This window comes from Sphingomonas profundi (assembly GCF_009739515.1).
Lineage (GTDB): Bacteria > Pseudomonadota > Alphaproteobacteria > Sphingomonadales > Sphingomonadaceae > Alterirhizorhabdus > Alterirhizorhabdus profundi.
Genome location: NZ_CP046535.1, coordinates 1,849,855 through 1,874,381, shown reverse-complemented (window position 1 = coordinate 1,874,381; position 24,527 = coordinate 1,849,855). Strand labels below are relative to the sequence as shown.

The following is a 24,527-nucleotide window of genomic DNA, read 5'->3' as shown; positions in this document are numbered from 1 at the left end:
TCGCGTGGCGATGACATAAGCTTCGCGCGGCAGATCATGCCGGCCGCATCACAGCGGCAGCGCCTTTGCGGGCCGGTCCGGCGCGGCGCCATAATGATGCCAGGCGAAGATTGCGGCAGCGCCGCGGTGCGGCCGCCACGCCTCGGCCAGCCGGCGAGTCGCCGCTTCGTCGGGGCGATCGGGCAGGCCCAGCAGCCGGCCGACCTCGATCTGCACGGCGAGATCGCCGGCCGGCCAGATGTCCGCCCTGCCTTCCGCGAACAGCAGGTAGATCTCGGCGGACCAGCGGCCGATGCCCTTGATCCGCACCAGCGCCGCGATCGCTTCCGCATCGTCCTCCGGCAGCGCTTCCAGGCGCAGGGTGCCGCCAGTCACCGCTTCGGCCAGGCTGCGGGCATAGCCGCTCTTCTGGCGCGAGAAGCCGGCGGCGCGCAGCACCTCGTCGGGCACGGCGGCCAGCGCCGCCGGATCGCCGGCATCGCCGATCGCCGCCTCCAGCCGCCGCCACACCGCATCGGCGGAAGCGACGCTCACCTGCTGGCCCAGGATCGTGCGCAGCAGGGTGGCGTAGCCGCGCGGGCGGATGCGCGGGGCGGGGTGGCCCACCCGCGCCAGCCCGCGCGCGAACGCCGGCTCGCGCCGCGCCAGTTCCGCCAGCGACTCCGCCAGCCGCGCGCTCGTCAGCCCCATCGCATCCGCAAGCGGCGACGCCGCTCCCCCTTGATTTCGTGGTTGCACACAGACATAGCCGGCCGCGAAAAGCGAAGTTCCGCAGCGCTGGAAGGAGCCATAATGCCCAAGCTGATCGTCGTCACGCGCGAGGGCGAGGAATCGACCATCGAGGGCGAGACCGGCCTGTCGGTGATGGAGGTGATCCGCGACGCGGGCATCGACGAACTGCTGGCGCTGTGCGGCGGCTGCTGCTCGTGCGCCACCTGCCACGTGCATGTCGACCAGGCGTGGGCCGACAAGCTGCCGGCGATGAGCGAGGACGAGAACGACCTGCTCGACAGTTCCGATCATCGCACCGAGGAGTCGCGCCTCTCCTGCCAGCTGCCGTTCGGCGACGCGCTGGACGGCCTGCGCGTCACCATCGCGCCGGAAGATTGATCGATGCCGGCGGCCCGCCTCTACCAGGTTGCCAAGAACAGCATGCAGTCCGGCCGCGCCCGCGCCGGCCAGTGGGAGTTGGAGTTCGAGCCGGCCGAGGCCAAGCGCGCCGATCCGCTGACCGGCTGGGCTGGCTCCGGCGACACGCGCGGGCAGGTGCGCCTGCGCTTCCCCAGCCTGGAGGCGGGGCAGGCCTATGCGGCGCAGCAGGGGCTGGACGTGCGGGTGGTGCCGGCGGCGGCCAAGGCGTTCCGCGTGCGCACCTATGCGGAGAATTTCAGATAAGCCGGGCGGCGGGGCGGTTCGCCCTGCGCGCATGATCCTGTAGGCGTTGGCGGGTCGGCGACTCGAACAGGTAGTACGTCATTCTGAACGCGTTTCAGGATCCACGCCCGCGCCCGGCGCCGATCAGCCCAGCAGCGACGATCCCAGCAGCAGCAGCAGCTTAACGTCCATCGCCAGCCCTTCGGCGCGCTTCGCCTCGATGAACCCGGCGATCTCCGCCAGCGGCACGCGGTGGACGAGAATGTCCTCGCCGGCTACGCCGCCGCCATCCCCCACCTTCGTCAGCCCGGAAGCGACGACTAGGGTGAAGCTCTCCGAGACCATGCCGGGGGACGAGGCGAACTTGCCGGCGGCGCGTACCGCGGCCGGGCGGTAGCCGGTCTCCTCCTCAAGCTCGCGCGCGGCCGCGCTCTCCAGCGCCTCGCCGGCATCCTCGTCGCCCACCAGCCCGGCCGGCAGTTCCAAGCAGCGGCGGCCGAGCGGCACGCGATACTGCTCCACCAGCAGGATGTGGTCATTGTCCACCGCCACGATCACCGCCGCCTCTATCCCGCGCGTGCGGCCGACATATTCCCATCTGCCCTTGCGGCGGGCGGCGATGAAGCGGCCCTGCCACATCGTCTCCTCAGGTGCGTCGTGATCGTGGTCGCTCATAGTTCGATCAGCCTGTCCGGTAGCTCGTTGCGATCCGTGGGGGTCTTGGGGAAATGCTGCGCCAGCACCGCGCCGATCCGCTCCACCGCCGCCGCCATGCCGTCGCCCGCGCGGCCATCGCGCACCGCCTCGATCAGCGCGGCCATCGCCTCGCCCCATGTTTCCGGCGTGACGAGCGCGTGGATCGCGCGATCGGCGACGATCTCCGCCTGGTGCTCGGCCAGCGACAAATAGAGCAGCACGCCGATGCGCTCCTCCGTCCGCCGCTCCGTGCCCACGGCGAAGAAGGCGATCGCCCGGCGCCGCACCCGCCGCGCCTTGGTGGCACGCGGCGTCAGCGCCATGCGCAGCGGCGTCCAGCTCAGCACGACGCGCCACAGCAGGAACATCGCCGCCAGCAGCATCAGCAGCAGGCCCAGCAGGGCGCCCTTGCTGTAATCGTGGCTCCAGCCATCAGCGCGATCGAGCAGGCCGAGGAAGAAATCGGGCACGGTGGCGATCACCGCCAGCATCAGGAACATCGCGAGCAGCGCCCAGTGCAGCGCCACGTCGTGATAGCTGTCCGATCGGTTGGCGACGATCGTCACGATCTCGCCGTCCGTCGTCAGCTCGGCGGCGGTGACGGCGGCCGTCACCTTCGCGTGGTCGGCAGGGGTGAGCCGCATCACCAACTCCCCGAAGCGCCGCCGCCGCCGCCGGAACCGCCGCCGCCATCGAAGCCGCCGCCCATCCAGCCGCCGCCACCGCCACCGCCCGAGGATCCGCCCCAGCCGCCACCGCCACCGCCGCCGAAGCCGGGCCCCCACAGGATGATCGGCGCGCCGCCCAGGCCACGGCCCCCGCGAAACCGCTGGCCCCCGCCGCCATCGCCGCCGCCGCCGCCCCGGCGAAGCATGGCGAGGATCACGAAGGCCGCGACGATGCCCCAGAAAGCCAGGCCGAGCGGGAAGCCGCCGCCACCCTGCTTCTCGCGATCGAACTGCGCCACGGCCGCGTCCAGCCGCGCCTTGGCCTCCGTGTCCGGCAGGCTCAGCTGCTCGATCAGCGCGTCGGTGCCGGCCATGATGCCGCCGGGCAGGTCGCCGGCCTTGAAGGCGGGCAAAATGCGCTGGCGGATGATGATGCCGGAGAAGACGTCGGTGAGCACCGGCGTGAGGCCGTAGCCCACCTCCACCCGCACCTTGCGCTCATTGGGGGCGACGATCAGGATCGCGCCGTTGTTGACGTCCTTCAGGCCGACGCCCCAGCTGCGGATCAGGCGGTTGCCATAATCCTCGATCGGATAATCCTGCAGGCTGGGAACGGTCGCGACGACCAGCTGCCGCCCGGTGCGGTTCTGCAAGGCGTTCAGCTTCGCGGTCAGCGCCGCCTCGTCCGCCGGCGGCAGCACGTTGGCCGCATCCACGACGAAGCCGGTGAACGCCGGGAAGGTCTGCGCCCACGCCGGCGCCGCGAGCAGCAGCGCGAGCAGCGCCAGCGCACGCGCGATGACGCGCGGCATGGCGTTACCTACCCAAATCGACCGGGGGCGCCTTGTCCGCATTGGCCGTCACCGCCTCGAACGGCACCAGCGGCTTGGCGCCGTAGAAGATCTTGGCGCCGATCGCATCGGGGAAGGTGCGGATGCGGGTGTTATAGGCCTGCACCGCGCCGTTATAGTCCCGCCGGGCGATGCCGATGCGGTTCTCCGTGCCCTCCAGCTGATCCTGAAGGCCGAGGAAGTTCTGGTTCGTCTGGAGCTGGGGGTACGCCTCCACCACGGTGCGCAGCTGGCCCATCGCCTGCGTCAGCTGGTTCTGCGCATCCTGAAATTTCTTGAACTCGGCCGGGTTGCTCAGATCGTCGGTGGTGATGTTGATCGAGGTCGCCTTCGCCCGCGCCTCCGTCACCTTGGTCAGCGTGCCCTGCTCCTGCGCGCCGGCCGCCTTCACGGTGGCGACGAGGTTGGGGATCAGATCCGCCCGGCGCTGATATTCGTTCTGCACGTCGGCCCAGCGCGCCTTGGCGGTCTCCTCGGCGGTGGGGATGCTGTTGACGCCGCAGCCGGAGAGGGCGAGCGCCGCCACGGGCGCGAGCAGGGCGGGGGCGAGGCGGCGGAACGGCATCATGGCGACAATCCCTCGAGTGGCGGGCCGCCTAGATAGGCGCAGGCGCAGGTTCCGGCAATCGGTGGGTTGTATTGCCGGCGGGAACCATGGAAGTCTGCCACCGACGGCGATCGGCGCCAACGTGGGAGACGGGCATGCTGAACGAGTTCAAGGCATTCATCGCGCGCGGCAACGTGCTCGATCTGGCGGTGGCGGTGATCATCGGCGCCGCCTTCGGCCGCATCGTCACCTCCCTGACGGACGACATCATCATGCCGGTGATCGGCAAGATCACCGGCGGGCTCGATTTCTCCAACTATTTCCTGCGGCTGGGCGAGATACCGGCCGGCTATGCGGGATCGCCGACAAGCTATGCCGATCTGAAGAAGGCCGGCGTGCCGCTGCTCGGCTATGGCGAGTTCGTCACCGTGGCGGTGAACTTCCTGATCGTCGCCTTCATCATCTTCCTGATCGTGCGCACGGTGAACCGCATCGCCCTGCGCGACCGCGCCGAGGAAGCCGCCAAGCCGACCCCGCCCGAGGCCGCCGATCTGGTGCTGCTGCGCGAGATACGCGACGAGCTGCGCCTCCGCCGCTGAGCGGTTTTGCGCGGGGTGCGGCCGCCCTTTGCATTCCGGCGACATGCGCCTATATCCGTCGGTGCCGGGTTCGCCCGGCTATGGTGATAAATGATGTCGCGTAATAGATGCAGCGGACCCGGGGGCAGTACCCGGCGGCTCCACCAAAAATCCCGGCAGCGGGGTTTCTGACGGGGCCGAACCAGGATCGACGTGTGTTCAAAGGCGATGTTTTTGCCGGGCCTGATTGAGCCCTAAAACCGATCAAAACCATAAGTGCTAACGACAACGAAGCACTCGCGATTGCCGCGTAACTGACTCCCCCCTGGGGAATAGGTTACAAGGCTTAAGCGCGGTTCGGGCCGCACCGGGCAACAGAAGCGGACACCGGCGGTATGGGGAGCACCGAGCAACAGAAGCTCCCCACCTGCATTTCGACCGCATAACGGCTCGTCGCATTTAACGGAACTGTCTCATCCGTGCGGCTTTGACGGTCGATGCCGTGCCCGCCTGTGGGTATCCGGCGGTAAGAGCAGGGGTATCCATATGCATCGCATGATCAAGATCGCCGCGGTGGCGGCTTTCGTCGGGCTGGCCGCGTGCGGCGGCAAGGGCGACGACTCGCTCGGCTCGAACGTCGAGCAGGCCTATGACAACCAGGCCGACGCGCTCGACGCGATGGCGGACAACACCGCGAACGAGGCGAAGTCCGACGCGCTGGAGAACAAGGCCGACGCGCTGCGCGACGAGGGCGATCGCAAGTCCGACGCGATCGACGATGCGGACGTGAACGCCGCCGCGATGAACTCGGCCGCCGTCAACAAGATGTGAGCCGATGGCGGGGCCGGCGCCCCGCCTCGCCGCGAAAACGAAAAGGCCGGCCGGAGCGATGCTCCGACCGGCCTTTTCCGTTCGAGACGGCTGGATCAGTCGTCGTTGCGGGTCAGGAAGGCGGGCGCGAAATCGGGCGCGGGGCCGTCATCGTTGCCGCTCTCGCTGCGCTCCCGACGCGGACCGCGATCGCCACCCTCGCGGCGGGGACCACGATCGCCGCCCTCCCGACGCGGGCCGCGATCGCCGTCGCGGCGCGGACCACGATCGCCGCCCTCGCGGCGCGGGCCACGCTCTGACCGCTCGCCGCCCTCGCGCGGCTCGCGTGCGGGGCGCGTATCCTCCAGCTCGGCGCCGGTCTCCTGGTCGACGACGCGCATCGACAGGCGCACCTTGCCGCGCGGATCGATCTCCAGCACCTTCACCTTCACCGGCTGACCCTCGGAGAGGACGTCCGACACCTTGGCGACGCGCTCGTTCTTGATCTCGGAGACGTGGACCAGACCGTCCTTGCCGCCCATGAAGTTCACGAACGCGCCGAAATCGACGAGGTTGACGACCTTGCCGTCATACACCTTGCCGACCTCAGCCTCCTGGGTCAGGCCGAGGATCCACTTCTTCGCGGCCTCGATCTTCTCGGGGTCGGCGGAGCTGATCTTGACGGTGCCGTCATCCTCGATGTCCACCTTGGCGCCGGTGGTGGCGACGATCTCGCGGATCACCTTGCCGCCGGTGCCGATCACGTCGCGGATCTTCTCCTTGGGCACCTGCATCGTCTCGATGCGCGGCGCGTGGGAGGAGATCTCCTCGCGGGTGTGGTCGAGCGCCTTGGCCATCTCGCCCAGGATGTGGGCGCGGCCTTCCTTGGCCTGGGCCAGCGCCACCTGCATGATCTCCTCGGTGATGCCCGTCACCTTGATGTCCATCTGGAGGGACGTGATGCCCTCGCTGGTGCCGGCCACCTTGAAGTCCATGTCGCCGAGATGATCCTCGTCGCCGAGGATGTCGGAGATCACGGCGAAGTCCTTGCCCTCCAGGATCAGGCCCATCGCGATGCCGGAGACCGGACGCTTCAGCGGCACGCCCGCGTCCATCAGCGCCAGCGATCCGCCGCACACCGTCGCCATCGACGAGGAGCCGTTGCTCTCGGTGATGTCGGAGAGGACGCGGATGGTGTACGGGAACTCCTCCTTGGTCGGCAGCACCGGGTGCAGCGCGCGCCAGGCGAGCTTGCCGTGGCCCACCTCGCGGCGGCCCGGCGCACCGAAGCGACCCACTTCACCGACCGAGTAGGGCGGGAAGTTGTAGTGCAGCATGAAGTGCTCGTAGTTGAGCCCGTTCAGCCCGTCGATCATCTGCTCCGCGTCGCGCGTGCCCAGCGTGGTGCTGACGATCGCCTGCGTCTCGCCGCGGGTGAACAGCGCCGATCCGTGCGCGCGCGGCAGGAAGTGGACCATCGACTCGATTGGACGCACCGTCTTGGTGTCGCGGCCGTCGATGCGGCGGCCTTCCTTCAGGATGGCCGTGCGGACGATATCGGCTTCCAGCTTCTTGCCGAGCTTTGCGGCCTTCAGCCGGGTCTCGGCGTCGGCGTCGGCGAAATGCTCGTGCATCGCCTTCTTCGCCTCGGCGATCGCGGCGACGCGATCGGCCTTGCCGGTATTCTTGTAGGCCTTGGTCAGGCCGTCGCCGATCAGCTTCTTGACCTTCTTCTTCAGGTCGCCGCCGTCGTCGAGCGCGGGCAGCTCCCACGGATCCTTGGCAGCCTTCTCGGCCAGGCCGATGATCGCGTCGATCACCCTCTGGCTCTCGCGATGGGCGAACATCACGGCGCCGAGCATCACCTCTTCCGAGAGCTCCTTGGCCTCGGACTCGACCATCATCACCGCATCGTGGGTGGCGGCGACGACGAGGTCGAGCTCGCCCGCCTTGATCTGGTCGAGCGTGGGGTTCAGCACATATTCGCCGTCGACATAGCCGACGCGGGCGGCGCCGATCGGCCCCATGAACGGCACGCCCGACAGGGTGAGCGCGGCGGAGGCGGCGACCATCGCGAGAATGTCGGGCTCGTTCTCGCCATCATAGCTGAGAACCTGCGCGATCACGTTGATCTCGTTGTAGAAGCCCTCCGGGAATAGCGGGCGGATCGGGCGGTCGATCAGGCGGCTGGTCAGCGTCTCCTTCTCGGTGGCGCCGCGCTCACGCTTGAAGAAGCCGCCGGGGATGCGGCCGGCGGCGCTGTACTTCTCCTGATAGTGGACGGTGAGCGGGAAGAAGTCCTGCCCGTCCTTCACGCTGCGCGCGGCGGTGACGGCGCAGAGCACCACGGTCTCGCCGAGCGTCGCCATCACGGCGCCATCGGCCTGGCGGGCGACGCGGCCCGTCTCCAGCGTCAGCGTCTGGCCGCCCCACTGGATTTCCTGCTTCTTGATATCGAACATTGGGTTTCCTTCTCTCCGGCCGCCCTATGCGTCCGGGGCCTGTGCAGGGGCGGCATCCGCGCCGCCCGTTCCGGGCGATGTGCCCGATAACCGGATCGCGGCCGAATGCCGCGATGCCGGGCAGAACCGGGCGGCGCCACGCGCCCGCCCGGAAACGAAACGGCCCCCGTGAAGGGGGCCGTGCGGGTTACTTGCGAAGCCCCAGCTTCGCGATGAGGTCCGCGTAGCGGCTGGCGTCCTTCTTCTTCAGATAGTCCAGCAGGCTGCGGCGGTTGTTCACCATCATCAGCAGGCCGCGGCGGGAGTGATTGTCCTTCGCGTGGCCCTTGAAATGCTCGGTCAGGTTGGCGATGCGCTCCGTCAGGATCGCGATCTGCACCTCGGGGGAACCCGTGTCGCCCTCGGCGCGGCCATGTTCCTTGATAAGGTCGGTCTTGCGCTCGGCAGTGATCGTCATGTCTTCTCGTCCCCGACATCCGTTACAGGTTGAAGCCGCGCACCACCCGGATCTCCAGCCCGGAAACCTCCACGAGCGCGACCGGACCCTGTCCGTCGATCGCCATGTGGAGCCCCGATGCTGCGCCAGACGCTGCGGCTGCCCCGATCAGCCTTCGCCCCTCGCGGAGCGCCCTTGCCTGATCGGGGGTGACGGGTAGGGCCGGGATGTCGTCCAGCCCCGCCGTCAGCGGCAAGAGGATATCTTCAAGGCCGCGCGCATGGCCCATTTCGGCCAGCATGTCCAGCGATATCGCCTTTTCCAGCCCGAACGGCCCCGCCTTCGTCCGCCTGAGCATGGCGACATGGCCGACCGTGCCGGCGGCGATCGCGATGTCGCGCGCCAGGCTGCGAATATAGGTGCCCTTGGAGACGCGGGTGGTGAGGGTGATGGAGTCCAGTCGATCGCTCGATATCTCGGGCGAGGTCGAGACTCCGTTGCGCCCTGCGCCGAGACCGGGCGTCGGCTCCTCGGCTTCGTCCCGGAGGAGCGCCCCTCGACTTCGCTCGGGGAAAGGGGACGGGGGGGAGGAGACGGACAGCGCGTGGATCTTCACCGCCCGCGTCTTCATCTCGACATCCTCGCCGGCCCGGGCGCGGTCATAGGCGCGCCGGCCGTCTACCTTCAGCGCGGAGTAGATCGGCGGCACCTGCTCGATCGGGCCGGTGAAGCGCGGCAGCACCGCCGCGATCTCCGCCAGCGTCGGGCGCACGTCGGACGTGGCCACCACCGGTCCCTCGCGGTCCAGCGTGTCGGTCTGTGCGCCGAACGCGATCGTGAAGTCGTAGCCCTTGTCGGCGTCGAGCATGCGCCCGCACAGCTTGGTCGCCTCGCCGAGCGCCACCGGCAGCACGCCGCTGGCGAGCGGATCCAGCGTGCCGCCATGCCCGACCTTCATCTTCGGATAGCCGCCGCTACGCAAAGCGCGCTTCACCGCCGAGACGATCTGCGTGGAGCCGGGGCCGACCGGCTTGTCGATGACGATCCAGCCGTGGAGCATGTCAGGCGCCCCGCCACTCGCTCGCGAGGATCGAGAAGATCGCGCTCGATCGGACATGGCCGTTCCACGTCACCAGATGGTCGCGCAGCACGCCCTCCCGCACCGCGCCCAGCTTCGTCAGCGCCGCCTGGCTGCGGGCATTGCGGGTGTCCACGCGGAACTCGACGCGGTGGAAGCCGCAGGCGAAGGCGTGGGCGAGCAGCAGGCGCTTGAAGCGCGCGTTCACGCCGCTGCCGCGCGCATCCGGCGCGAGATAGGTGTTGCCGATCTCCACCGCGCGATGCTCCGGCGCGATGTGGAGGTAGCCGGTCATGCCCACCAGCACGCCGCCGGCGAAGGCGGCGAACACCTTGCGGTCCGTGCCTTCCAGCAGCGCATCGAAGGCGGGATCGAAGGTGTCGCCGCGATAGCTGATATAATAGATGTCCCAGATGGCCGGATCGGCCGCGCACGCCGCGCGCAGCGGATCGCGGTGGCTCTCGTCCAGCGGCTCCAGGTGGACATGATCGTCGGCCAGCCGGGCGAGCAGCCGGGCCGCATCCGCCTCAGTCTTCATGATCTAGGTCGCGCGCCACCTTGGGATCGCGCAGCAGCGCATCGATGCGGCCGCCCTCGTCGAAGCTCTCGTCGGGCTCAAAGCGCAGCTTCGCCGCGTAGCGCGTGTTCACCCGTCGCGCGACTTCGCTCTGCAGATAGGCGGTGTTGGTGCGCAGCGCCTTGATGACCACCGCCTCGTCCGCCGCGCCCAGCGCCTTCACGAAGGCGGTGGCGTGGCGCAGATCGGGCGACATGCGCACCTCCGTGATCGAGACGAGCGTGCCCGACAGCGTCTCGTCATGCACGTCGCCGCGCATCAGCACGTCGGAGAGGGCGTGACGCACCTGTTCGCCCACGCGCAGCACGCGGATCGACTGGCCTTCGGGGGTTTCGTTGCGGCGCATCTTGTCTCGTAGGATCGGCTTCAGTATATCGGTCGGGCTTCGGAAATTTCCTAAGTCACCTTCTGAGCCCGGATGTTCGTGCATCCGGGCTCAAATCATTTGGGGTCCGGCGTTCGTGCGCCGGACCCCGCACCGGCTATCGACGGCTCAACTCGATGATCTTCACCACCAGGCCGAGTATGGCGACGATGAGCGTTGCCACGCCGAAAGCCAATGCCGCTTCGGATTGATTCCCTATGTTCCTCACCTCCTATCGACGCCCGAGCGGGACGCCGATAGGATTTGTATAGGAACAAAAGAGGAACAACAACAGGCTTTAGAGCGTCCGCTCGCGCTCCTCGACCTCGAACGTCTCGACGATATCGCCGGGCTTGATGTCCGTCGAACCCTCGATCGTGATGCCGCATTCCAGCCCGGCGCGCACCTCCGGCACGTCGTCCTTGAAGCGGCGCAGCGACGCGATCGAGCCGTTGTAGATGATGACGTCGTCGCGCAGCACGCGGGCGCGCAGCTTCTGGCGGATATAGCCTTCCACCACCAGCAGGCCCGCCGCCTTCCCGTGCTTGCCGGCCGAGAACACCTCGCGGATCTCGGCGCGGCCAACGACATGCTCCAGATATTCCGGGCCGAGCGTGCCGGCCATGCCGGCGCGGATCTCGTCCAGCAGATCGTAGATCACGTCGTAATATTTGAGCGCGACACCGTCCCGCGTGGCGAACTCGCGCGCCTTTGCGTTGGCGCGCACGTTGAAGCCGATGATCGGCGCGCGGCTGGCCGCTGCCAGCGTCACGTCGCTCTCGGTGATGCCGCCGACGCCGAAGTGCAGGATGCGCGCGCGGATATCGTCCGTGCTGATCTTGTTCAGCGAGCCGACGATCGCCTCGACCGAGCCCTGCGTGTCCGCCTTCACGACCAGCGGATACTCGATCGCCTGCTTCTCCTTCAGCGCCGAGAACATCGACTCCAGGCTCGCGGGAGCGGAGGTGGTGCGCTTCGTCTGGATCAGGCCGGCGCGATAGGCCGCGACCTCGCGAGCGCGCGCCTCATTCTCCACCACCGACAGCGGATCGCCCGCCGACGGCACGCCCGACAGGCCGAGCACCTCGACCGGCACCGACGGGCCGGCCTCCTTCACCTGCTTGCCCTTGTCGTCGACCAGCGCGCGCACCTTGCCGCTCTCGGCGCCGACGACGAAGATGTCGCCCACGCGCAGCGTGCCGCGGCCGACGAGGATCGTGGCGACCGGGCCGCGTCCCTTGTCCAGCTTGGCCTCGATCACGGTGCCCTCGGCGGAGCGATCGGGGTTGGCGCGCAGCTCCAGCAGCTCGGCCTGGAGCTGGATCTTCTCGATCAGCTCGTCGAGGCCGGTCTTCTTGAGCGCGGAGACCTCGACCTCCTGCACGTCACCGCCCATGCTCTCCACCTGGACGTCATATTGCAGCAGCGCCTCGCGCACCTTCTGCGCGTTGCTGCCCGGCTTATCCATCTTGTTGATCGCCACGATCATCGGCACGCCCGCCGCCTTGGTGTGGCTGATCGCCTCGATGGTCTGCGGACGCATACCGTCGTCGCCGGCCACCACGATCACGACGATGTCGGTCACGTTGGCGCCGCGCGCGCGCATCTCGCTGAACGCCTCGTGGCCCGGCGTGTCGAGGAAGGTGATCCTCGATCCGTCCGCCACCGTCACCTGATAGGCGCCGATATGCTGGGTGATGCCGCCGGCCTCGCCCGACGCGACGTCGGTGCCGCGCAGCGCGTCCAGCAGGCTGGTCTTGCCGTGATCGACATGGCCCATGATCGTGACGACGGGCGGACGCGTGAGCAGCGTCTCGTCGGCGTCCACGTCGCCCGCCACGTCGATCTCGACGTCGGCGTCGGACACGCGCTTCAGATTGTGGCCGAACTCGGTGACGAGCAGCTCAGCCGTATCCTGATCGATCGACTGGTTGACGGTGACGGGCATGCCCATCTTGAACAGCGCCTTCACCAGATCAGCGCCGCGCTCGGCCATGCGGTTGGCGAGCTCGCCGACGGTGATCGTCTCCGGCACCACCACGTCGCGCACCTGCTTGGCGGAAGGGCCGCCCGCCTGGTGGGCGCGCTTGTCCTTCTCGCGGCTGCGCTTCAGCGCGGCGAGCGAGCGGGCGCGGGCGCCATCGCCCTCGGTCTCGAGGGCGCGGGTGACGGTGAGCTTGCCGGACTGGCGGCGATCGTCGACCCCCTTGCCGCGCGCCGGGCGCGCCGGCGGCTCCGGCCGCTTGGGCGAGATCACGGGCGTGAAGCGGCGCGGCGGCGGGATGGTTGTGCGGGCCGCCTCGGCCGGCGCCTCGCTGGTGGGTGCGGCGGCGGCCTCGGCGGCGGCCGGCGCGGCCTCGGCGACGGGCGCCTCGACGGCTACGGGCGGCGCGGGCGGTGCCGCCGGGGCGGGTGCCGCCGACGGGGCGGGGGCGGGGGCGTTGAGCGCCTCCTCCTCGGCACGGGCGCGTTCCTCGGCGCGGCGACGCTCCTCCTCCGCAGCCTCCACGCGCTCGCGATCGGAGCGGCGGCGCGCTTCCTCCAGCGCGGCCATGCGCGCCTCCTCGGCCTCGCGCAGCAGGCGCTCCTGCTGCTCGCGCCGTTCCAGCGGCGTCAGCGCGCGCGCCGGCTGGGCCGGGCGGGCGGGCGGGGCCGGGCGCGGCGGCGCGACGGGCGCGGGTGCGGGGCGCGGAGCGGCGGCGACGGTTGGCGCAGGCGCCGCGGCGGCGGGTGCCGGCGCGGAGACCGGGCTGGCGGGCGCGTCCTGAACGACCGCCTCGCCCTCGCCGGGCTTGGTCAGCACGCGGCGGCGCTTGGTCTCCACGATCACGGTGTTCGAGCGGCCGTGGCTGAAGCTCTGCTTCACCTTGCCGGTCTCCACCGTGCGCTTCAGGCCCAGCGGCGCGCGCATACCCAGTTTCGGCTTGTCGTTATCGCTCATTCAGAAACGAACCCTTCGCTCTCATTCCGGTGCGCCGTTGGCCCTTGCGAATCCATGTCGCAAGGATCGACGCCGTCATCTCGTCCAATAAAGCCACGCCAGCGGCCAAGCGCATCGGTGACCCGCGCGGCGGCAGCCGGCGCGATCAGCGCGATATGTACCACGTTTTCGCGGCCCAGCGCCATCGACAATATGGCGCGATCGGCGGGGATTACGAGTCCCCGGCTGCTGCCGCCCTCGTCGCCGCGGCCCACGCGCAGCGCCTGATCCAGCTTGCGATTGCCGTCGGCGGAAGCGTCGGCGGCGTGCAGCAGCAGCGCCACCGCGCCCTTGCGCGCCGCATCGGCGATCTTGTCCGATCCGGTCAGCAGCGTACCGGCCCGCGCCTCCAGCCCCAGCCGGTCCAGCGTGGCGCGGCGCAGTGCCGCCTCGATCTGGTCGGGCAAGTCGGCGGGGATCGTGAAGGCGCCATTCTTGAACGCGCGCGCCAGCCCGCCCTTCAGCTTGCCCTTGGCGATCGCGACTTCCAGCGCCGGCCGATCGACGCCGATCCACGCGCCGCGCCCGCCGGCTTTTGCCCGCACGTCCGGCGCGATGGTGCCGTCCGGCCCCAGCGCCAGGCGGATCAGGCCGGCGCGTGGGCTCACCTCTCCCGAGAGCACGCATTTGCGCTCGGGCACATGCTTCCCCCGCACATGCTTTCCCTGGCCTGGGCCGCCATCTGCGTCCTCGGCGGGTGGGGCGGTTACGCCGTCGGCGCGATCATCGTGGACCATCCGCGCGAGCGTCCTCCCGCGCGGGAGGGGCGGGGCGGTCGGCGATCAGGATGCCGCCGGCGCCGTAATTCTCGGTCGACAGCTCGGTGATGTTCACCTGCACCGCGCCGGGCGCCTTGCCCAGCCGCTCCACCAGCGAGCGCGTGACGTCGGCGACGATGCCCGATTTCTGCTCGCGCGTGGCCGGGCCGGCCAGGCGGATGTCGACGAACGGCATCAGGCCTCGGCCTCCCCGGCGGCGGCATCGTCCTCGTCGCCGAACCAGCCGGCCGCCTTGCGCGCGGCCAGGATGATCTCGTTGCCCTGATCGTTGGTCAGGCCATATTCGGCGAGGATGCCGGGCTTGTCCTCGGCGCGGTTGCTCTCCACCCGGCGGCGCGGCTCCACCCGCTTCTTCAGCACCAGCTCGTCGGTGGCGAGATCGCCGAGATCGTCGAGCGTCTTCACGCCGGCCTTGCCCAGCGTCACCAGCATCGCCTCGGTGAGATAGGGCATGTCGATCAGCGCGTCCTCGACGCCCAGCGCCTGGCGGGACTCGCGGTTGGCGGCCTCGCGCCGGTCGAGCGCCTCCTGCGCGCGGCTCTGCAGCTCGGCCGCAAGCTCCTCGTCGAAGCCCTCGATCGAGGCGATCTCGTCGACCTCGACGTAGGCGACCTCCTCCAGGCTGCCGAAGCCCTCGGCCACCAGCAGCTGGGAAAGCGTCTCGTCGACGTCCAGCTCGTTCTGGAACAGCTCGCTGTTCGTCACGAACTCCTTCTGCCGCTTCTCGCTGGCATCCGCCTCGGTCAGGATGTCGATGGCCGATCCGGTCAGCTGGCTGGCCAGGCGCACGTTCTGGCCGCGACGGCCGATCGCGAGGCTGAGCTGGTCGTCGGGCACCACCACCTCGATGCGCGCATCCTCCTCGTCGATCACCACGCGGGCGACCTGCGCCGGCTGCAGCGCGTTGACGACGAAGGTGGCGAGATCGGGCGACCAGGGGATGATGTCGATCTTCTCGCCCTGCATCTCCTGCACCACCGCCTGCACGCGGCTGCCCTTCATGCCCACGCACGCACCGACCGGATCGATCGAGCCGTCGTGGCTGATGACGCCGATCTTGGCGCGGCTGCCGGGATCGCGCGCGGCCGCCTTGATCTCGATGATGCCGTCGTAGATCTCGGGCACTTCCTGCGCGAACAGCTTCTTCATGAAATCGGGGTGCGCGCGGCTGAGGAAGATCTGCGGCCCGCGATTCTCCCGCGCCACGCGCAGGATCAGCGAGCGGACGCGATCGCCCACGCGCACCACCTCGCGCGGGATCTGCTGGTCGCGTCGGATGACGCCCTCGGCGCGACCGAGATCGACGACGACGTGGCCGAACTCCACCCGCTTCACCACGCCGGTGATGATCTCGCCGGCGCGATCCTTGAACTCCTCATACTGCCGCTCGCGCTCGGCATCGCGCACCTTCTGGAAGATCACCTGCTTGGCGGCCTGCGCGGCGATGCGGCCGAACTCGATGTTCGGCAGCGGATCGACGATGAAGTCGCCGACGGCGGCGCCCTTCTGCAGCTTCTGCGCGTCCTTCAGGTTCACCTGCTTGAAATAGTCCTCGACCTCCTCGACGACCTCCACCACGCGCCACAGCCGCATGTCGCCCTGCTTGGTGTCGATCTTGGCGCGGATGTCGTTCTCGGCGCCGTAGCGGGCGCGCGCGGCGCGCTGGATCGCATCCTCCATCGCCTCGATCACGATCTCGCGATCGATCAGCTTCTCGCGCGCGACGGCGTCGGCGATGGCGAGCAGCTCGGCCTTGTTGGCGGAAATGGCGGTGGCCATCGTTGGTCTATCCTTCCGTTGTCGTCGTATCGGCGCCGTCTGCCGGCGCTTCGTGGATGATCCTGTCCGCGCCTTCGGTCGGCGCTTCCTCGACGATCTCGTCGGCTCCCGCCGACGAGAGGGGCGCGGTCGCCTTGATGAGGGCGTCGGTCAGCAGCAGCTTGGCGCTGGCGATGGCGGCGATGGGGATCAGCACCTCGCCGACGCGCTCGGCATGCAGCTTCACGTGATCGCCCTCGATCCCGTCGAGCCGGCCGTCGAACTGCTTGCGCCCGTCCAGCGGCACGGCCAGCCGGATGCGCGCGTCGAAGCCCTTGAAATCCTCATAGTCCGGCCGGCGCGTCAGCGGCCGGTCGATCCCCGGCGAAGATACCTCCAGCCGGTACGCCTCCTCGATCGGATCGCGCTCGTCCAGCACGTCCGAGATGCGGCGGGAGAGCGCCTCGCAGTCCGAGAGGTCGAGCTGGCGCGTGTCCGGCCGCTCCGCCATCACCTGCAAGGTCGGATCGCTCTTGCCGCCGAACATCGCGACGCGGACGAGGGCGAGCCCGAGCGCCTGCGCCTCGGGTTCGATCAGCTTCGTCAGCAACGCGATATCGGCCATAAATCCCCGGAAACGGATAAGCAGCCTCGCAGCCGGCCCCGGAGGGAGCCGACCTCGGCAAAGTTTCCAATGTCGAGAGGACGCGAGCCGTATAGACCGAGTCTCGGGCGCGGACAAGACTGCAACATTGCCGCCGAACGGGCGTTCGCGCCGACGAGTTCACCCCCCTTGATCGGAACATGCCATGCGCCTCGCCCCCGCCATCCTCGCCAGCGCCGTCGTCCTGGTCGGCTGCGGCAGCCGCGGCGAGGCGGAGTTGGCCGCGCGGCAGGCGCCGATCACCGGCGCGCAGCGCGCCGCGCCCAAGCCGTTCGTGGCGACGCCGGTGGCGACGTTCGCGGCGCCGTGGGCGATGACCTTCCTGCCGGACGGGCGGATGCTGGTGACGGAGAAGGCCGGCACGCTGAGGCTCGTCTCCGCGAACGGGAAGGCGGCCATCGCCGTGTCTGGCGTGCCGGCGGTGGACAGCGCCGGTCAGGGCGGGCTGATGGATGTCGTCCTCCACCCGCAGTTCGCGCGCAACCGGCTCGTCTATCTCAGCTTCTCGGAGGCGGGCGGCGGCGGCAAGGGCGTGGCGTTGCTACGCGGTACGCTGGCCGAGGCGGGCGGGCGGGCCGCGCTGGCCGATGCAAAGGTGATCTTCCGCGCGCATCCGAAGGTGGAGGGCGACGGCCATTATTCCGGCCGCATCGGGTTCTCGCCGGATGGTCGATACCTGTTCTTCACCAATGGCGAGCGGCAGCAGTTCACGCCCGCGCAGGATCCGAAGGCCACGCTCGGCAAGGTGCTGCGCCTGAACGACGACGGCACGCCCGCCGCCGGCAATCCGCTGGCGGCCAAGGGCTTCGACCCCGCCGTGTGGAGCTATGGCCACCGCAATCTGCTCGGCATCGCCTTCGATGCGCAGGGGCGGCTGTGGGAGCAGGAGATGGGGCCGAAGGGCGGCGACGAGCTGAACCTGATCCTGCCCGGCCGCAACTACGGCTATCCGATCGTCTCCAACGGCAACCATTATGACGGCCGCGACATCCCCGATCATCCGACCCGCCCGGAGTTCGAGGCGCCGAAGGTCAGCTGGAACCCGGTGATCTCGCCGGCCGGGCTGATGTTCTACTCGGGCGCGCTGTTCCCGGCGTGGCGGGGCAGCGCGTTCATCGGTGGCCTCTCCAGCAAGTCCCTCGTCCGCATCGCCTTCAGCGGCGACACCGCCCGCGAGGCCGAGCGCTTCGACATGGGCGCGCGCATCCGCGAGGTGGAGCAGGGGCCGGACGGCGCGCTCTACGTGCTGGAGGACGGCGAGAGCGGCGGCCGCCTGCTGAAGCTGACGCCGAAGGGCTGAGCCGCACGCCCGCCCTGACCTCGCCTCTTAGCACTTCGGGCAGTTGCACGGCGCGACGCGATCGCGCCTGATCGCCCGATAACGCGCGCAACGGGCGGGAGAGGCGATGGTGATGGTCCACTTCATGTCGGCGGACGGCGTGGCGCGCAGCGTGGATGCGCAGGCCGGCACCAGCCTGATGGAAGCGGCGATCTGGAACGGCGTCGACGGGATCGAGGCCTTGTGCGGCGGCGCCTGCGCGTGCGGCACCTGCCACGTCCACGTCGCCGACGCCTGGCGCGACCGGCTCGATCCGCCGCTGGCGCTGGAGCGCGAACTGCTCGCCCTCGCGCCCGATCCGCGCCCCGGCTCGCGCCTGGCCTGCCAGATCAGGCTGGACGACGCGCTGGACGGGCTCAGCGTGGCGACGCCCGCCGAACAGATTTCCGCCTGAGAGGATCGATCATGCCGCAAGCGCTCGCCGCCCCGCCATCGCACGTGCCGCCCGAGCGGATCGTCGATTTCGACGTCTACGCCCCCGACGGCGCCACCGAGAGCTTCCACGCCGCGTGGAAGCGGCTGCAGGATCCGGGCGTGCCCGACATCGTCTGGACGCCGCGCAACGGCGGCCACTGGATGGCCACGCGCGGGCGCATCATCAACGCGCTGTTCGCCGACCACGAGCATTTCTCCAACCGCGTGATCGTGGTGCCCAAGGAGATCGGCGAACTCCACAAGATGATCCCGACCACGATCGACCCGCCCGAGCATCGCCCCTACCGCAACCTGCTGAACGCCGGCATGGCGCCCAAGGCGATCATGCGGATGGAGCCGACGATCCAGCGGCTGGCGGCCGAACTGACGGAGGCGGTGCGCCCGCTCGGCGCATGCAACTTCACGACCGCCTACGCCGAGCGCTTTCCGATCGAGATCTTCATGACCCTCGTCGGCCTGCCGATCGAGGATGCGCCGATGATGAAGCGCTGGTCCGATGCGATCGTGCGGCCGACGCCGGAGCTCGGCTTCGAGCAGGCGACGCGCAATTTCGAGGGCTATTTCGGCGAGTTCGTCGATCGCCGGGCGGCGGCGCCGGGGGACGACATGCTCAGCCAGATGATCGTGGGCGAGGTGGCCGGGCGGCCGATGACGAAGCACGAATCGGTGCAGCTCTGCTCGCAGATCCTGATCGCGGGGCTGGATACGGTCGTGAACTTCCTCGGCTTCGCCATGCTGTTCCTCGCCCGCAATCCTGACCAGCGGCGGGCGCTGGTGGCCGATCCCGCGCTGATCCCCCGCGCCACCGACGAGCTGTTCCGCCGTTTCCCGCTGGTCGCGATCAGCCGCGAGGTGCGCGACGATATCGATTATGAGGGCGTGGCGCTGAAGCGTGGCGACATGATCACCCTGCCGACCCAGCTGCACGGCATGGACGAGCAGGAGAATGACGATCCGCTGGCGGTGGACTTCCAGCGCAAGCGGAGCCGCCACTCCACCTTCGGCAACGGCCCGCACCGCTGCCCCGGCGCGCATCTGGCACGGACCGAGGTGATGGCGACGCTGACGGCGTGGCTCACCCGCATCCCCGAGTTCGAGGTGGAGCCCGGCGCCGTCGTCACCCAGCGCAGCGGCATCGTCGGCTGCGTCGATGCGCTGCCGCTGGTGTGGGATGTCGCGACGACGCGGGCGATCGCGCCGGCCTGACGCTTTTCACCGCACGTTTTTTCGCACCTGTGCGGGGCATCACAACGGCCGGGCGATGCGCCGCTATTCCGGGCGCCGAGGCGGGGCGGTTCGCGACCCACCGTTCCGTCTCACCCCCCAATCGCCGGCGTTAACCTCGTCTTGCGACGTGTCGCGGCATAGGGCGGCCATGGGCCGGGGCAGGATCGTCGAGCTGGATGCGCTGCGCGGGCTGGCGGCGCTCGCCGTGGTGCTGTTCCATCTCACCACCCGGTTCGATCGCCTCTACGGCCATGCGTCGCCGCCGCTGATCGCGGTGCCGTGGGGCCATTACGGCGTGCAGTTCTTCTTCGGCCTCTCCGGCTTCGTGATCTTCATGACGCTGGAGCGGACCCGCCACGCAGCGGACTTCGTCGTCTCGCGCGTTTCGCGCCTCTATCCCGCCTACTGGGCGGCGGTGCTGCTGACGACGGCGGCGGTGGCGATCGGCCCGCTGCCGGATCTGCGCCACGATGCCGGCACCGTGCTGGTGAACCTCACCATGGTGCAGGGCTTTCTGGGTCTGCCCTATGTCGACGGGGTCTATTGGACCCTGGCGATCGAGCTCGCTTTCTACGCCTGCATGCTGGGCCTGTTCGTGGCGCGCCTGCTCGATCGCATCGAGTGGGTGCTGATCGGCTGGCTCGGCCTGAAATGGCTGTGGTGGTGGCTGCCCGATCTCTCCTATGCGGCCGGCATGCTGCTGGTGCAGGACAATATCCCGTTCTTCGCCATCGGCATCTGCGCCTATCGCCTGCATGTCGGCGAGGCCGGGATCGCCCGCGTGCTGCCGGTGCTCGCCTGCGCGCTGGCGACGATCGGCTGGATCGAGGGGGCGGAGAGCCTGCTGGTCGCGACGCTGGTCGCCGCGACCTTCCTCGGCTGTGCGACCGGGCGGCTGGCGTGGCTGCGCTGGCGGCCGCTGGCGTGGCTCGGCGGCATTTCGTACCCGCTCTATCTGCTGCACGAGAGTATCGGCTTCGTGCTGCTCGCGGCGATGAAGAGCGCGGCGGTGCCGACCGATGCGGCGATCCTGATCGCCCTGCTGGCGGCGCTGGCGCTCGGCTGGGCGGTGAGCGTGGCGGTGGAGCGGCCGGCGCTGCGGCTGATCCGCCGCGCGTGGCGCGGGGCGGGAGCGGCGCGCAAAGTTGAGGCGTGATCCGCTCGGCCATGCTAGCAGGCCCGCATGGCAGAGAAGTTCGAACGGCACCGCCAGCCCTGGACGCAGGACGAGATCCAGAAGCTCCACACGCTGGCGAAGAAGGGGATGGCGCTTAAGGCCATCGCCAAGGCGCTCACCCGCAGCGAGGAATCGGTGAAGGCGCGCGCCAAGGAGGACGGCCTCGGCATCGCCAAGCTGCGCTGACCGGCCGCCCGCGCCGGGCGGCGCTGACCGGCCGCTCTGGCCAAGCTGCGCTCACCTGCCGCTTTCGGCAGTCGCGCGGCGGCCGGTGCAGCGCTAGAAACGGCCGATGCCGATCGCCAGCCTGGATCATGTCAACATCCGCAACGCGCGGCCGGAGGCCAGCGTCGCCTTCTTCCGCGACGTGCTGGACATGTCGGTGCAGCCGGCCCCCGGCACCACGGATCTGTCGCGCGGCGGCTGGGTGATGGTGGGCGATCGCGCCGTCGTCCATATCGGCCATGCCGACACCGTCTATCCCAGCGACGCGCGCGTGCCCTTCGATCCCGGCGAGGGCCACGGCCCGGTCCACCACGTCGCCTTCACCTGCGAGGGCCATGCCGAGACGAAGGTGCGATTGGCCGAGCACGGGATCGCCATCGACGAGAATGTCGTCGCGGCGGCGGGGCTGCGGCAGATATTCCTGCGCGACCCCGGCGGCGTGCTGATCGAGCTCAACTTCTGGGGCGATTGACCGGCTCGCCGGCGGCGGCGGCGGCCCGCGCGCTCAGGCTCGCCTCCGCGTCCGGCAGACGCCGGGCGGCGAACCAGAACAGGCCGACCACCAGCGGAATGGTGGCGAGCGCCGCCAGCATGGCGAAGCGCAGGTCGCCCGTCGCATCGCTGACCAGCCCGATCATGTACGGGCCGAGGCCGAGGCCGATCAGGTTGGTCGCCAGGAATTGCAGCGCCGTGGCGGTGCCGCGCATCCGGGGCAGCACCTGATCCTGGCAGCTGGCCATCACCGGCCCGATCCACATCGTCAGCGACAGCGTGGCGCAGAAGCACGCGACGTAGAAGCTCGCGATATCGGGCGTCGTATATTGCCACAGCGAGAACAGGCCGGAGAGGGTCGCCGCCGCCATCGCCACGTGCAGCCGCCCCGCCGGATGCCGCCTGCGCCACGCATCGGCGATCACCCCGCCCAGCGCCGTGCCCGCGCCGCCCGCCACGGCGGCGATCGCGCCCAGGGTGAAGCCGTCGCCGGCGGCGAGGCCGAGATAGGTCTTGCCGTAGAGGAAGATGAACGCGCTGAGCCCGTAGCTGCCGAAGCTGAGCAGGCCGCCGCCGATCGCCAGCGCCATGAAGCTGGGCGTGCCGATCACCAGCCGCGCCGTAACCGGATCGCGCAGGCGGATCGATTGCACCCAGCTGCCCGTGGCGTAGACGCCGATCGCGATGGCGCCCCACTGCACCATGTTGGTCGTCACCGCCGCGCCGCCGACTGTCATCACCACGGCGCGCTTGGCCGGCGTCAGCGCCGCGTCCGTCAGCGCCACCAGCAGCACCGCGCCGCCCAGGCAGGCGGCGAGCAGCAGCGCGTTCAGCATCACGCCGCGCCCGCGCGCGCCCAGCCGGCGCAGCGAGAGGGAGGCGAACAGCGGCGTGATGGCCGCCATCTCGGTAAAGGCGGCGCGGAAGGGGTGGGGGTCGCCGGCCTGTCCATGCCCGTCGATCGCGCCGCGCACCGGCTCCCGCACGGTCGTTGCGACGAGGATGGCGAGCAGGATGCCGGGCGCGCCGATCAGCAGATAGGCCGCCTGCCACCCCGCCAGCCCCATGGGCGCGCGCGCGCCGGCGAAGGCCGCGTCCCAGCCGGCGACGATGCCGCCGCCGATCATCAGGGATGCCCCGATCCCCAGATAGATGCCGCTGGAGTAGATGGCGAGCGCCGTCGCCCGCTGCGCCTTCGGGAAATAATCCTGCAGCAGCGAGAAGGCGGACGGCGTGGCGCTCGCCTCGCCGATGCCCACGCCCATCCGGGCGAGCGCAAGCTGAGCGAAGCTGCCGGTGGTGCCGGAGACGAGCGTCATCGCCGACCAGAAGCCGAGGCCCAAAGCGAGCGTGCGCACCCGATGCCAGCCATCCGCCAGCCGCGCCAGCGGCAGCCCGAACAGCGCGTAGAACAGGGCGAACGCGGTGCCGTACAGCAGCCCCACCTGCGCGTCCGTCAGCCCCAGATCGGCCTTCAGGAACGGCGCGAGGATGGTGACGATCTGGCGATCGATGAAGTTGAACGCATAGACGAGCGTCATCAGCCCGAGCACGTACCAGCGATAGCCGCCTGTGGCGCGCGTCGGCGCGATCATCGGCCCTGCCCGAGCGGATAGCGTTCGACGATCATGTAGGCGGCGCCGTCTTGCGCCAGCACGCTCTCGTAGAGGCAGAACTCGGTCATGTCGTAGGTCTCCGACGCCACTGCGCGCGGCGGCGCGGCGGTGGCGCCCGCGGCGCGCGAGAAGCGGGCGATGGTGATGTGCGGCAGGAAGGCGCGTCCCTCCGGCGCGATGCCGACACGGGACAGCGCCTGCGTAACCTTGGCCTGCAGGCGGGCGACCTCCTCGTGCGGCGTCACCCCCACCCACAGGCTGTCGATCCGCCCCTTGCGCTCGAACTGGCCGAAACCGTCCAGCGACAGGGCGAAGCGCGGGAAGTGGACGGCGCCCAGCGCGGCGGCGATATCCTCGCCGCAATGCCGGTCCACCTCGCCCACGAAGCGCAGGGTGAGGTGGAGCTGATCGTCGCGCTGCCAGCGCGCCGAGGCCATGCCGCCCATCAGCGACAGCAGGCGCGCGCGCATGGCGGCGGGCGGGCGGAGGGCAACGAAGAGGCGGTGCATCGGCGTTCCAGCAATGAATCGACATGAACGGGCGCCGCCGCTTTCCCTTGTATTCGGGCGGAGGGCCGCCGATATTCAGGCCTTGCGATCCCGATCTCGGTGATCGCCTTATCGGGAGTTTTCTTGCGATGGCAAACTGGTCTGACCCCCGGACGACCGCTGCGGCGAGCCCGTCGTCGGTCGGAGCGCGGGGGGCCGAAGTGGATGCGGGGCTCCGGTCCTACATGCTCTCGGTCTACAACTACATGGCATCGGGCGTGCTGCTGACCGGCATCGTCGCCCTGCTGTTCGCCGCGTCCGGCTATGCCGCGCAGGTGATGCAGACGCCGCTGCGCTGGCTCATCATCCTGGCGCCGCTGGGCTTCGTGATGGTGCTGAGCTTCGGCATCAACCGCCTGCAGACCAGCACCGCGCGGATGCTGTTCTGGGCCTTCGCCGTGGCGATGGGCCTGTCGATGTCGACGATCTTCCTCGTCTACACCGGCACCTCGATCGCGCAGACCTTCTTCGCGACGGCGGCGGCCTTCGCCGGCCTCAGCCTGTTCGGCTACACCACGAAGCGGGATCTGTCGGCGTTCGGCACCTTCCTGATCATGGGCGTGGTCGGCCTGCTGGTGGCGATGCTGATCAACATCTTCCTGCAGTCGGCGATGATGCAGCTGGTGATCAGCGGCATCGGCGTGCTGCTGTTCGCGGGGCTGACCGCCTACGACACGCAGAAGATCAAGAGCCTCTACTTCCAGGTGCGCGGCTCCGACATGGTCGGCAAGACGGTGGTAATGGGCGCGCTGACGCTCTACCTCGACTTCGTCAATATGTTCACCTTCCTGCTCCAGTTCATGGGCGACCGTCGCTGAGGCGGTGCCCGGACCGGCAGGGTTCGAA

28 protein-coding genes and 1 other RNA gene are annotated in these 24,527 nt (G+C 69.5%); 12 read left to right on the top strand and 17 right to left on the bottom strand.

Annotated elements, in window-relative coordinates:
* Window positions 1-48: 48 nt before the first annotated feature.
* Window positions 49-690, bottom strand: a complete 642-nt coding sequence (locus GNT64_RS08800; RefSeq protein ID WP_156679194.1) for a DNA-3-methyladenine glycosylase family protein — start codon at window positions 688-690, stop codon at window positions 49-51.
* Window positions 691-792: 102 nt separating this feature from the next.
* Between GNT64_RS08800 and GNT64_RS08795 the strand changes: the two genes are divergently transcribed.
* Entirely contained in the window at window positions 793-1,110 is a 318-nt protein-coding gene (locus GNT64_RS08795; protein WP_156679193.1) for a 2Fe-2S iron-sulfur cluster-binding protein, read from the top strand.
* 3 nt (window positions 1,111-1,113) lie between these two features.
* Window positions 1,114-1,395, top strand: a complete 282-nt coding sequence (locus GNT64_RS08790) for an ETC complex I subunit (protein ID WP_156679192.1) — start codon at window positions 1,114-1,116, stop codon at window positions 1,393-1,395.
* A gap of 123 nt (window positions 1,396-1,518) precedes the next feature.
* Here the strand turns inward: GNT64_RS08790 and GNT64_RS08785 are convergent, their stop codons facing one another.
* Genes GNT64_RS08785 through GNT64_RS08770 form a run of 4 tightly spaced genes read right to left on the bottom strand, consistent with a single transcriptional unit; the run spans window position 1,519 to window position 4,157 of the window.
* A complete protein-coding gene (locus tag GNT64_RS08785; RefSeq protein WP_156679191.1) occupies window positions 1,519-2,049 on the bottom strand; it encodes an NUDIX hydrolase in 531 nt (176 codons plus the stop codon).
* Entirely contained in the window at window positions 2,046-2,714 is a 669-nt protein-coding gene (locus tag GNT64_RS08780) for a TPM domain-containing protein (RefSeq protein WP_156679190.1), read from the bottom strand. Before GNT64_RS08780 ends, GNT64_RS08785 begins: the two co-directional genes overlap by 4 nt.
* Window positions 2,714-3,550, bottom strand: coding sequence for a TPM domain-containing protein (locus GNT64_RS08775; RefSeq protein ID WP_156679189.1), 837 nt, complete (start codon window positions 3,548-3,550; stop codon window positions 2,714-2,716). Before GNT64_RS08775 ends, GNT64_RS08780 begins: the two co-directional genes overlap by 1 nt.
* A gap of 4 nt (window positions 3,551-3,554) precedes the next feature.
* Window positions 3,555-4,157, bottom strand: coding sequence for a LemA family protein (locus GNT64_RS08770; protein ID WP_156679188.1), 603 nt, complete (start codon window positions 4,155-4,157; stop codon window positions 3,555-3,557).
* 134 nt (window positions 4,158-4,291) lie between these two features.
* Between GNT64_RS08770 and mscL the strand changes: the two genes are divergently transcribed.
* The 3 genes from mscL to GNT64_RS08755 all read left to right on the top strand — a co-directional run bounded on the left by mscL (window position 4,292) and on the right by GNT64_RS08755 (window position 5,545).
* Window positions 4,292-4,735 (top strand): large conductance mechanosensitive channel protein MscL, encoded by a 444-nt coding sequence (gene mscL, locus GNT64_RS08765; RefSeq protein WP_156679187.1) that lies wholly within the window; start codon window positions 4,292-4,294, stop codon window positions 4,733-4,735.
* 23 nt (window positions 4,736-4,758) lie between these two features.
* Window positions 4,759-5,103, top strand: a transfer-messenger RNA (tmRNA) gene (ssrA, locus tag GNT64_RS08760).
* Between the two features lie 166 nt (window positions 5,104-5,269).
* The gene (locus tag GNT64_RS08755; protein WP_231639394.1) at window positions 5,270-5,545 is read left to right on the top strand and encodes a hypothetical protein; all 276 of its coding nucleotides are present in this window, start codon (window positions 5,270-5,272) and stop codon (window positions 5,543-5,545) included.
* Window positions 5,546-5,640: 95 nt separating this feature from the next.
* On the opposite strand, the gene pnp is transcribed toward GNT64_RS08755, so the two are convergent.
* From pnp to rimP, 10 genes are all read right to left on the bottom strand, one after another.
* A complete protein-coding gene (pnp, locus tag GNT64_RS08750) occupies window positions 5,641-7,986 on the bottom strand; it encodes a polyribonucleotide nucleotidyltransferase (RefSeq protein ID WP_156679185.1) in 2,346 nt (781 codons plus the stop codon).
* Between the two features lie 187 nt (window positions 7,987-8,173).
* Window positions 8,174-8,443 carry a 30S ribosomal protein S15 gene (gene rpsO / locus GNT64_RS08745; protein ID WP_156679184.1) on the bottom strand — a complete coding sequence of 90 codons (270 nt, stop codon included), beginning with the start codon at window positions 8,441-8,443 and terminating at the stop codon, window positions 8,174-8,176.
* A 22-nt stretch (window positions 8,444-8,465) separates the two neighbouring features.
* The gene (gene truB, locus GNT64_RS08740) at window positions 8,466-9,482 is read right to left on the bottom strand and encodes a tRNA pseudouridine(55) synthase TruB (protein ID WP_156679183.1); all 1,017 of its coding nucleotides are present in this window, start codon (window positions 9,480-9,482) and stop codon (window positions 8,466-8,468) included.
* A gap of 1 nt (window position 9,483) precedes the next feature.
* Complete coding sequence (locus GNT64_RS08735) at window positions 9,484-10,038, bottom strand: GNAT family N-acetyltransferase (protein ID WP_156679182.1); 555 nt, start codon at window positions 10,036-10,038, stop codon at window positions 9,484-9,486.
* Window positions 10,028-10,423, bottom strand: coding sequence for a 30S ribosome-binding factor RbfA (rbfA, locus tag GNT64_RS08730; protein ID WP_156679181.1), 396 nt, complete (start codon window positions 10,421-10,423; stop codon window positions 10,028-10,030). The genes GNT64_RS08735 and rbfA overlap by 11 nt, the downstream gene beginning before the upstream one ends.
* Window positions 10,424-10,739: 316 nt before the next feature.
* Window positions 10,740-13,382, bottom strand: coding sequence for a translation initiation factor IF-2 (infB, locus tag GNT64_RS08725; RefSeq protein WP_156679180.1), 2,643 nt, complete (start codon window positions 13,380-13,382; stop codon window positions 10,740-10,742).
* Entirely contained in the window at window positions 13,379-14,158 is a 780-nt protein-coding gene (locus GNT64_RS08720) for a DUF448 domain-containing protein (RefSeq protein ID WP_156679179.1), read from the bottom strand. The genes infB and GNT64_RS08720 overlap by 4 nt, the downstream gene beginning before the upstream one ends.
* Window positions 14,145-14,375, bottom strand: a complete 231-nt coding sequence (locus GNT64_RS08715; RefSeq protein WP_156679178.1) for a tautomerase family protein — start codon at window positions 14,373-14,375, stop codon at window positions 14,145-14,147. Before GNT64_RS08715 ends, GNT64_RS08720 begins: the two co-directional genes overlap by 14 nt.
* Window positions 14,375-15,979: a transcription termination factor NusA gene (gene nusA / locus GNT64_RS08710; protein WP_156679177.1), complete on the bottom strand. Its 1,605-nt coding sequence runs from the start codon at window positions 15,977-15,979 to the stop codon at window positions 14,375-14,377. Before nusA ends, GNT64_RS08715 begins: the two co-directional genes overlap by 1 nt.
* Before the next feature lie 7 nt (window positions 15,980-15,986).
* Window positions 15,987-16,583, bottom strand: a complete 597-nt coding sequence (rimP, locus tag GNT64_RS08705; protein ID WP_156679176.1) for a ribosome maturation protein RimP — start codon at window positions 16,581-16,583, stop codon at window positions 15,987-15,989.
* 184 nt (window positions 16,584-16,767) lie between these two features.
* Here rimP and GNT64_RS08700 point away from each other — a divergent pair, with 184 nt between their 5' ends.
* From GNT64_RS08700 to GNT64_RS08675, 6 genes are all read left to right on the top strand, one after another.
* The gene (locus GNT64_RS08700; protein WP_156679175.1) at window positions 16,768-17,922 is read left to right on the top strand and encodes a PQQ-dependent sugar dehydrogenase; all 1,155 of its coding nucleotides are present in this window, start codon (window positions 16,768-16,770) and stop codon (window positions 17,920-17,922) included.
* Window positions 17,923-18,028: 106 nt separating this feature from the next.
* Window positions 18,029-18,355, top strand: a complete 327-nt coding sequence (locus tag GNT64_RS08695) for a 2Fe-2S iron-sulfur cluster-binding protein (RefSeq protein ID WP_156679174.1) — start codon at window positions 18,029-18,031, stop codon at window positions 18,353-18,355.
* 11 nt (window positions 18,356-18,366) lie between these two features.
* Window positions 18,367-19,602, top strand: a complete 1,236-nt coding sequence (locus GNT64_RS08690; protein WP_156679173.1) for a cytochrome P450 — start codon at window positions 18,367-18,369, stop codon at window positions 19,600-19,602.
* 169 nt (window positions 19,603-19,771) lie between these two features.
* Complete coding sequence (locus GNT64_RS08685) at window positions 19,772-20,779, top strand: acyltransferase family protein (RefSeq protein WP_197277327.1); 1,008 nt, start codon at window positions 19,772-19,774, stop codon at window positions 20,777-20,779.
* Window positions 20,780-20,806: 27 nt separating this feature from the next.
* Entirely contained in the window at window positions 20,807-20,986 is a 180-nt protein-coding gene (locus GNT64_RS08680) for a hypothetical protein (protein ID WP_156679171.1), read from the top strand.
* Between the two features lie 106 nt (window positions 20,987-21,092).
* Entirely contained in the window at window positions 21,093-21,497 is a 405-nt protein-coding gene (locus tag GNT64_RS08675; protein WP_156679170.1) for a VOC family protein, read from the top strand.
* Here the strand turns inward: GNT64_RS08675 and GNT64_RS08670 are convergent.
* Complete coding sequence (locus GNT64_RS08670; RefSeq protein WP_156679169.1) at window positions 21,478-23,112, bottom strand: MFS transporter; 1,635 nt, start codon at window positions 23,110-23,112, stop codon at window positions 21,478-21,480. The two genes, GNT64_RS08675 and GNT64_RS08670, sit on opposite strands and share 20 nt — an antisense overlap.
* Window positions 23,109-23,642, bottom strand: a complete 534-nt coding sequence (gene thpR / locus GNT64_RS08665) for an RNA 2',3'-cyclic phosphodiesterase (protein ID WP_156679168.1) — start codon at window positions 23,640-23,642, stop codon at window positions 23,109-23,111. Before thpR ends, GNT64_RS08670 begins: the two co-directional genes overlap by 4 nt.
* A gap of 128 nt (window positions 23,643-23,770) precedes the next feature.
* Here thpR and GNT64_RS08660 point away from each other — a divergent pair, with 128 nt between their 5' ends.
* Window positions 23,771-24,499, top strand: coding sequence for a Bax inhibitor-1/YccA family protein (locus GNT64_RS08660; protein ID WP_156679167.1), 729 nt, complete (start codon window positions 23,771-23,773; stop codon window positions 24,497-24,499).
* Window positions 24,500-24,527: the final 28 nt, after the last annotated feature.

Coding starts and splice junctions, on each gene's coding strand:
- GNT64_RS08800 (WP_156679194.1), bottom strand. CDS start 690: ATGGGGCTGACGAGCGCGCGGCTGGCGGAGTCGCTGGCGGAACTGGCG.
- GNT64_RS08700 (WP_156679175.1), top strand. CDS start 16,768: ATGCGCCTCGCCCCCGCCATCCTCGCCAGCGCCGTCGTCCTGGTCGGC.
- GNT64_RS08675 (WP_156679170.1), top strand. CDS start 21,093: ATGCCGATCGCCAGCCTGGATCATGTCAACATCCGCAACGCGCGGCCG.
- GNT64_RS08685 (WP_197277327.1), top strand. CDS start 19,772: ATGGGCCGGGGCAGGATCGTCGAGCTGGATGCGCTGCGCGGGCTGGCG.
- nusA (WP_156679177.1), bottom strand. CDS start 15,979: ATGGCCACCGCCATTTCCGCCAACAAGGCCGAGCTGCTCGCCATCGCC.
- GNT64_RS08775 (WP_156679189.1), bottom strand. CDS start 3,550: ATGCCGCGCGTCATCGCGCGTGCGCTGGCGCTGCTCGCGCTGCTGCTC.
- GNT64_RS08770 (WP_156679188.1), bottom strand. CDS start 4,157: ATGATGCCGTTCCGCCGCCTCGCCCCCGCCCTGCTCGCGCCCGTGGCG.
- mscL (WP_156679187.1), top strand. CDS start 4,292: ATGCTGAACGAGTTCAAGGCATTCATCGCGCGCGGCAACGTGCTCGAT.
- GNT64_RS08790 (WP_156679192.1), top strand. CDS start 1,114: ATGCCGGCGGCCCGCCTCTACCAGGTTGCCAAGAACAGCATGCAGTCC.
- rimP (WP_156679176.1), bottom strand. CDS start 16,583: ATGGCCGATATCGCGTTGCTGACGAAGCTGATCGAACCCGAGGCGCAG.
- rpsO (WP_156679184.1), bottom strand. CDS start 8,443: ATGACGATCACTGCCGAGCGCAAGACCGACCTTATCAAGGAACATGGC.
- rbfA (WP_156679181.1), bottom strand. CDS start 10,423: ATGCGCCGCAACGAAACCCCCGAAGGCCAGTCGATCCGCGTGCTGCGC.
- GNT64_RS08670 (WP_156679169.1), bottom strand. CDS start 23,112: ATGATCGCGCCGACGCGCGCCACAGGCGGCTATCGCTGGTACGTGCTC.
- GNT64_RS08715 (WP_156679178.1), bottom strand. CDS start 14,375: ATGCCGTTCGTCGACATCCGCCTGGCCGGCCCGGCCACGCGCGAGCAG.
- GNT64_RS08720 (WP_156679179.1), bottom strand. CDS start 14,158: ATGGTCCACGATGATCGCGCCGACGGCGTAACCGCCCCACCCGCCGAG.
- thpR (WP_156679168.1), bottom strand. CDS start 23,642: ATGCACCGCCTCTTCGTTGCCCTCCGCCCGCCCGCCGCCATGCGCGCG.
- GNT64_RS08780 (WP_156679190.1), bottom strand. CDS start 2,714: ATGCGGCTCACCCCTGCCGACCACGCGAAGGTGACGGCCGCCGTCACC.
- pnp (WP_156679185.1), bottom strand. CDS start 7,986: ATGTTCGATATCAAGAAGCAGGAAATCCAGTGGGGCGGCCAGACGCTG.
- GNT64_RS08795 (WP_156679193.1), top strand. CDS start 793: ATGCCCAAGCTGATCGTCGTCACGCGCGAGGGCGAGGAATCGACCATC.
- truB (WP_156679183.1), bottom strand. CDS start 9,482: ATGCTCCACGGCTGGATCGTCATCGACAAGCCGGTCGGCCCCGGCTCC.
- GNT64_RS08695 (WP_156679174.1), top strand. CDS start 18,029: ATGGTGATGGTCCACTTCATGTCGGCGGACGGCGTGGCGCGCAGCGTG.
- GNT64_RS08755 (WP_231639394.1), top strand. CDS start 5,270: ATGATCAAGATCGCCGCGGTGGCGGCTTTCGTCGGGCTGGCCGCGTGC.
- infB (WP_156679180.1), bottom strand. CDS start 13,382: ATGAGCGATAACGACAAGCCGAAACTGGGTATGCGCGCGCCGCTGGGC.
- GNT64_RS08660 (WP_156679167.1), top strand. CDS start 23,771: ATGGCAAACTGGTCTGACCCCCGGACGACCGCTGCGGCGAGCCCGTCG.
- GNT64_RS08785 (WP_156679191.1), bottom strand. CDS start 2,049: ATGAGCGACCACGATCACGACGCACCTGAGGAGACGATGTGGCAGGGC.
- GNT64_RS08690 (WP_156679173.1), top strand. CDS start 18,367: ATGCCGCAAGCGCTCGCCGCCCCGCCATCGCACGTGCCGCCCGAGCGG.
- GNT64_RS08680 (WP_156679171.1), top strand. CDS start 20,807: ATGGCAGAGAAGTTCGAACGGCACCGCCAGCCCTGGACGCAGGACGAG.
- GNT64_RS08735 (WP_156679182.1), bottom strand. CDS start 10,038: ATGAAGACTGAGGCGGATGCGGCCCGGCTGCTCGCCCGGCTGGCCGAC.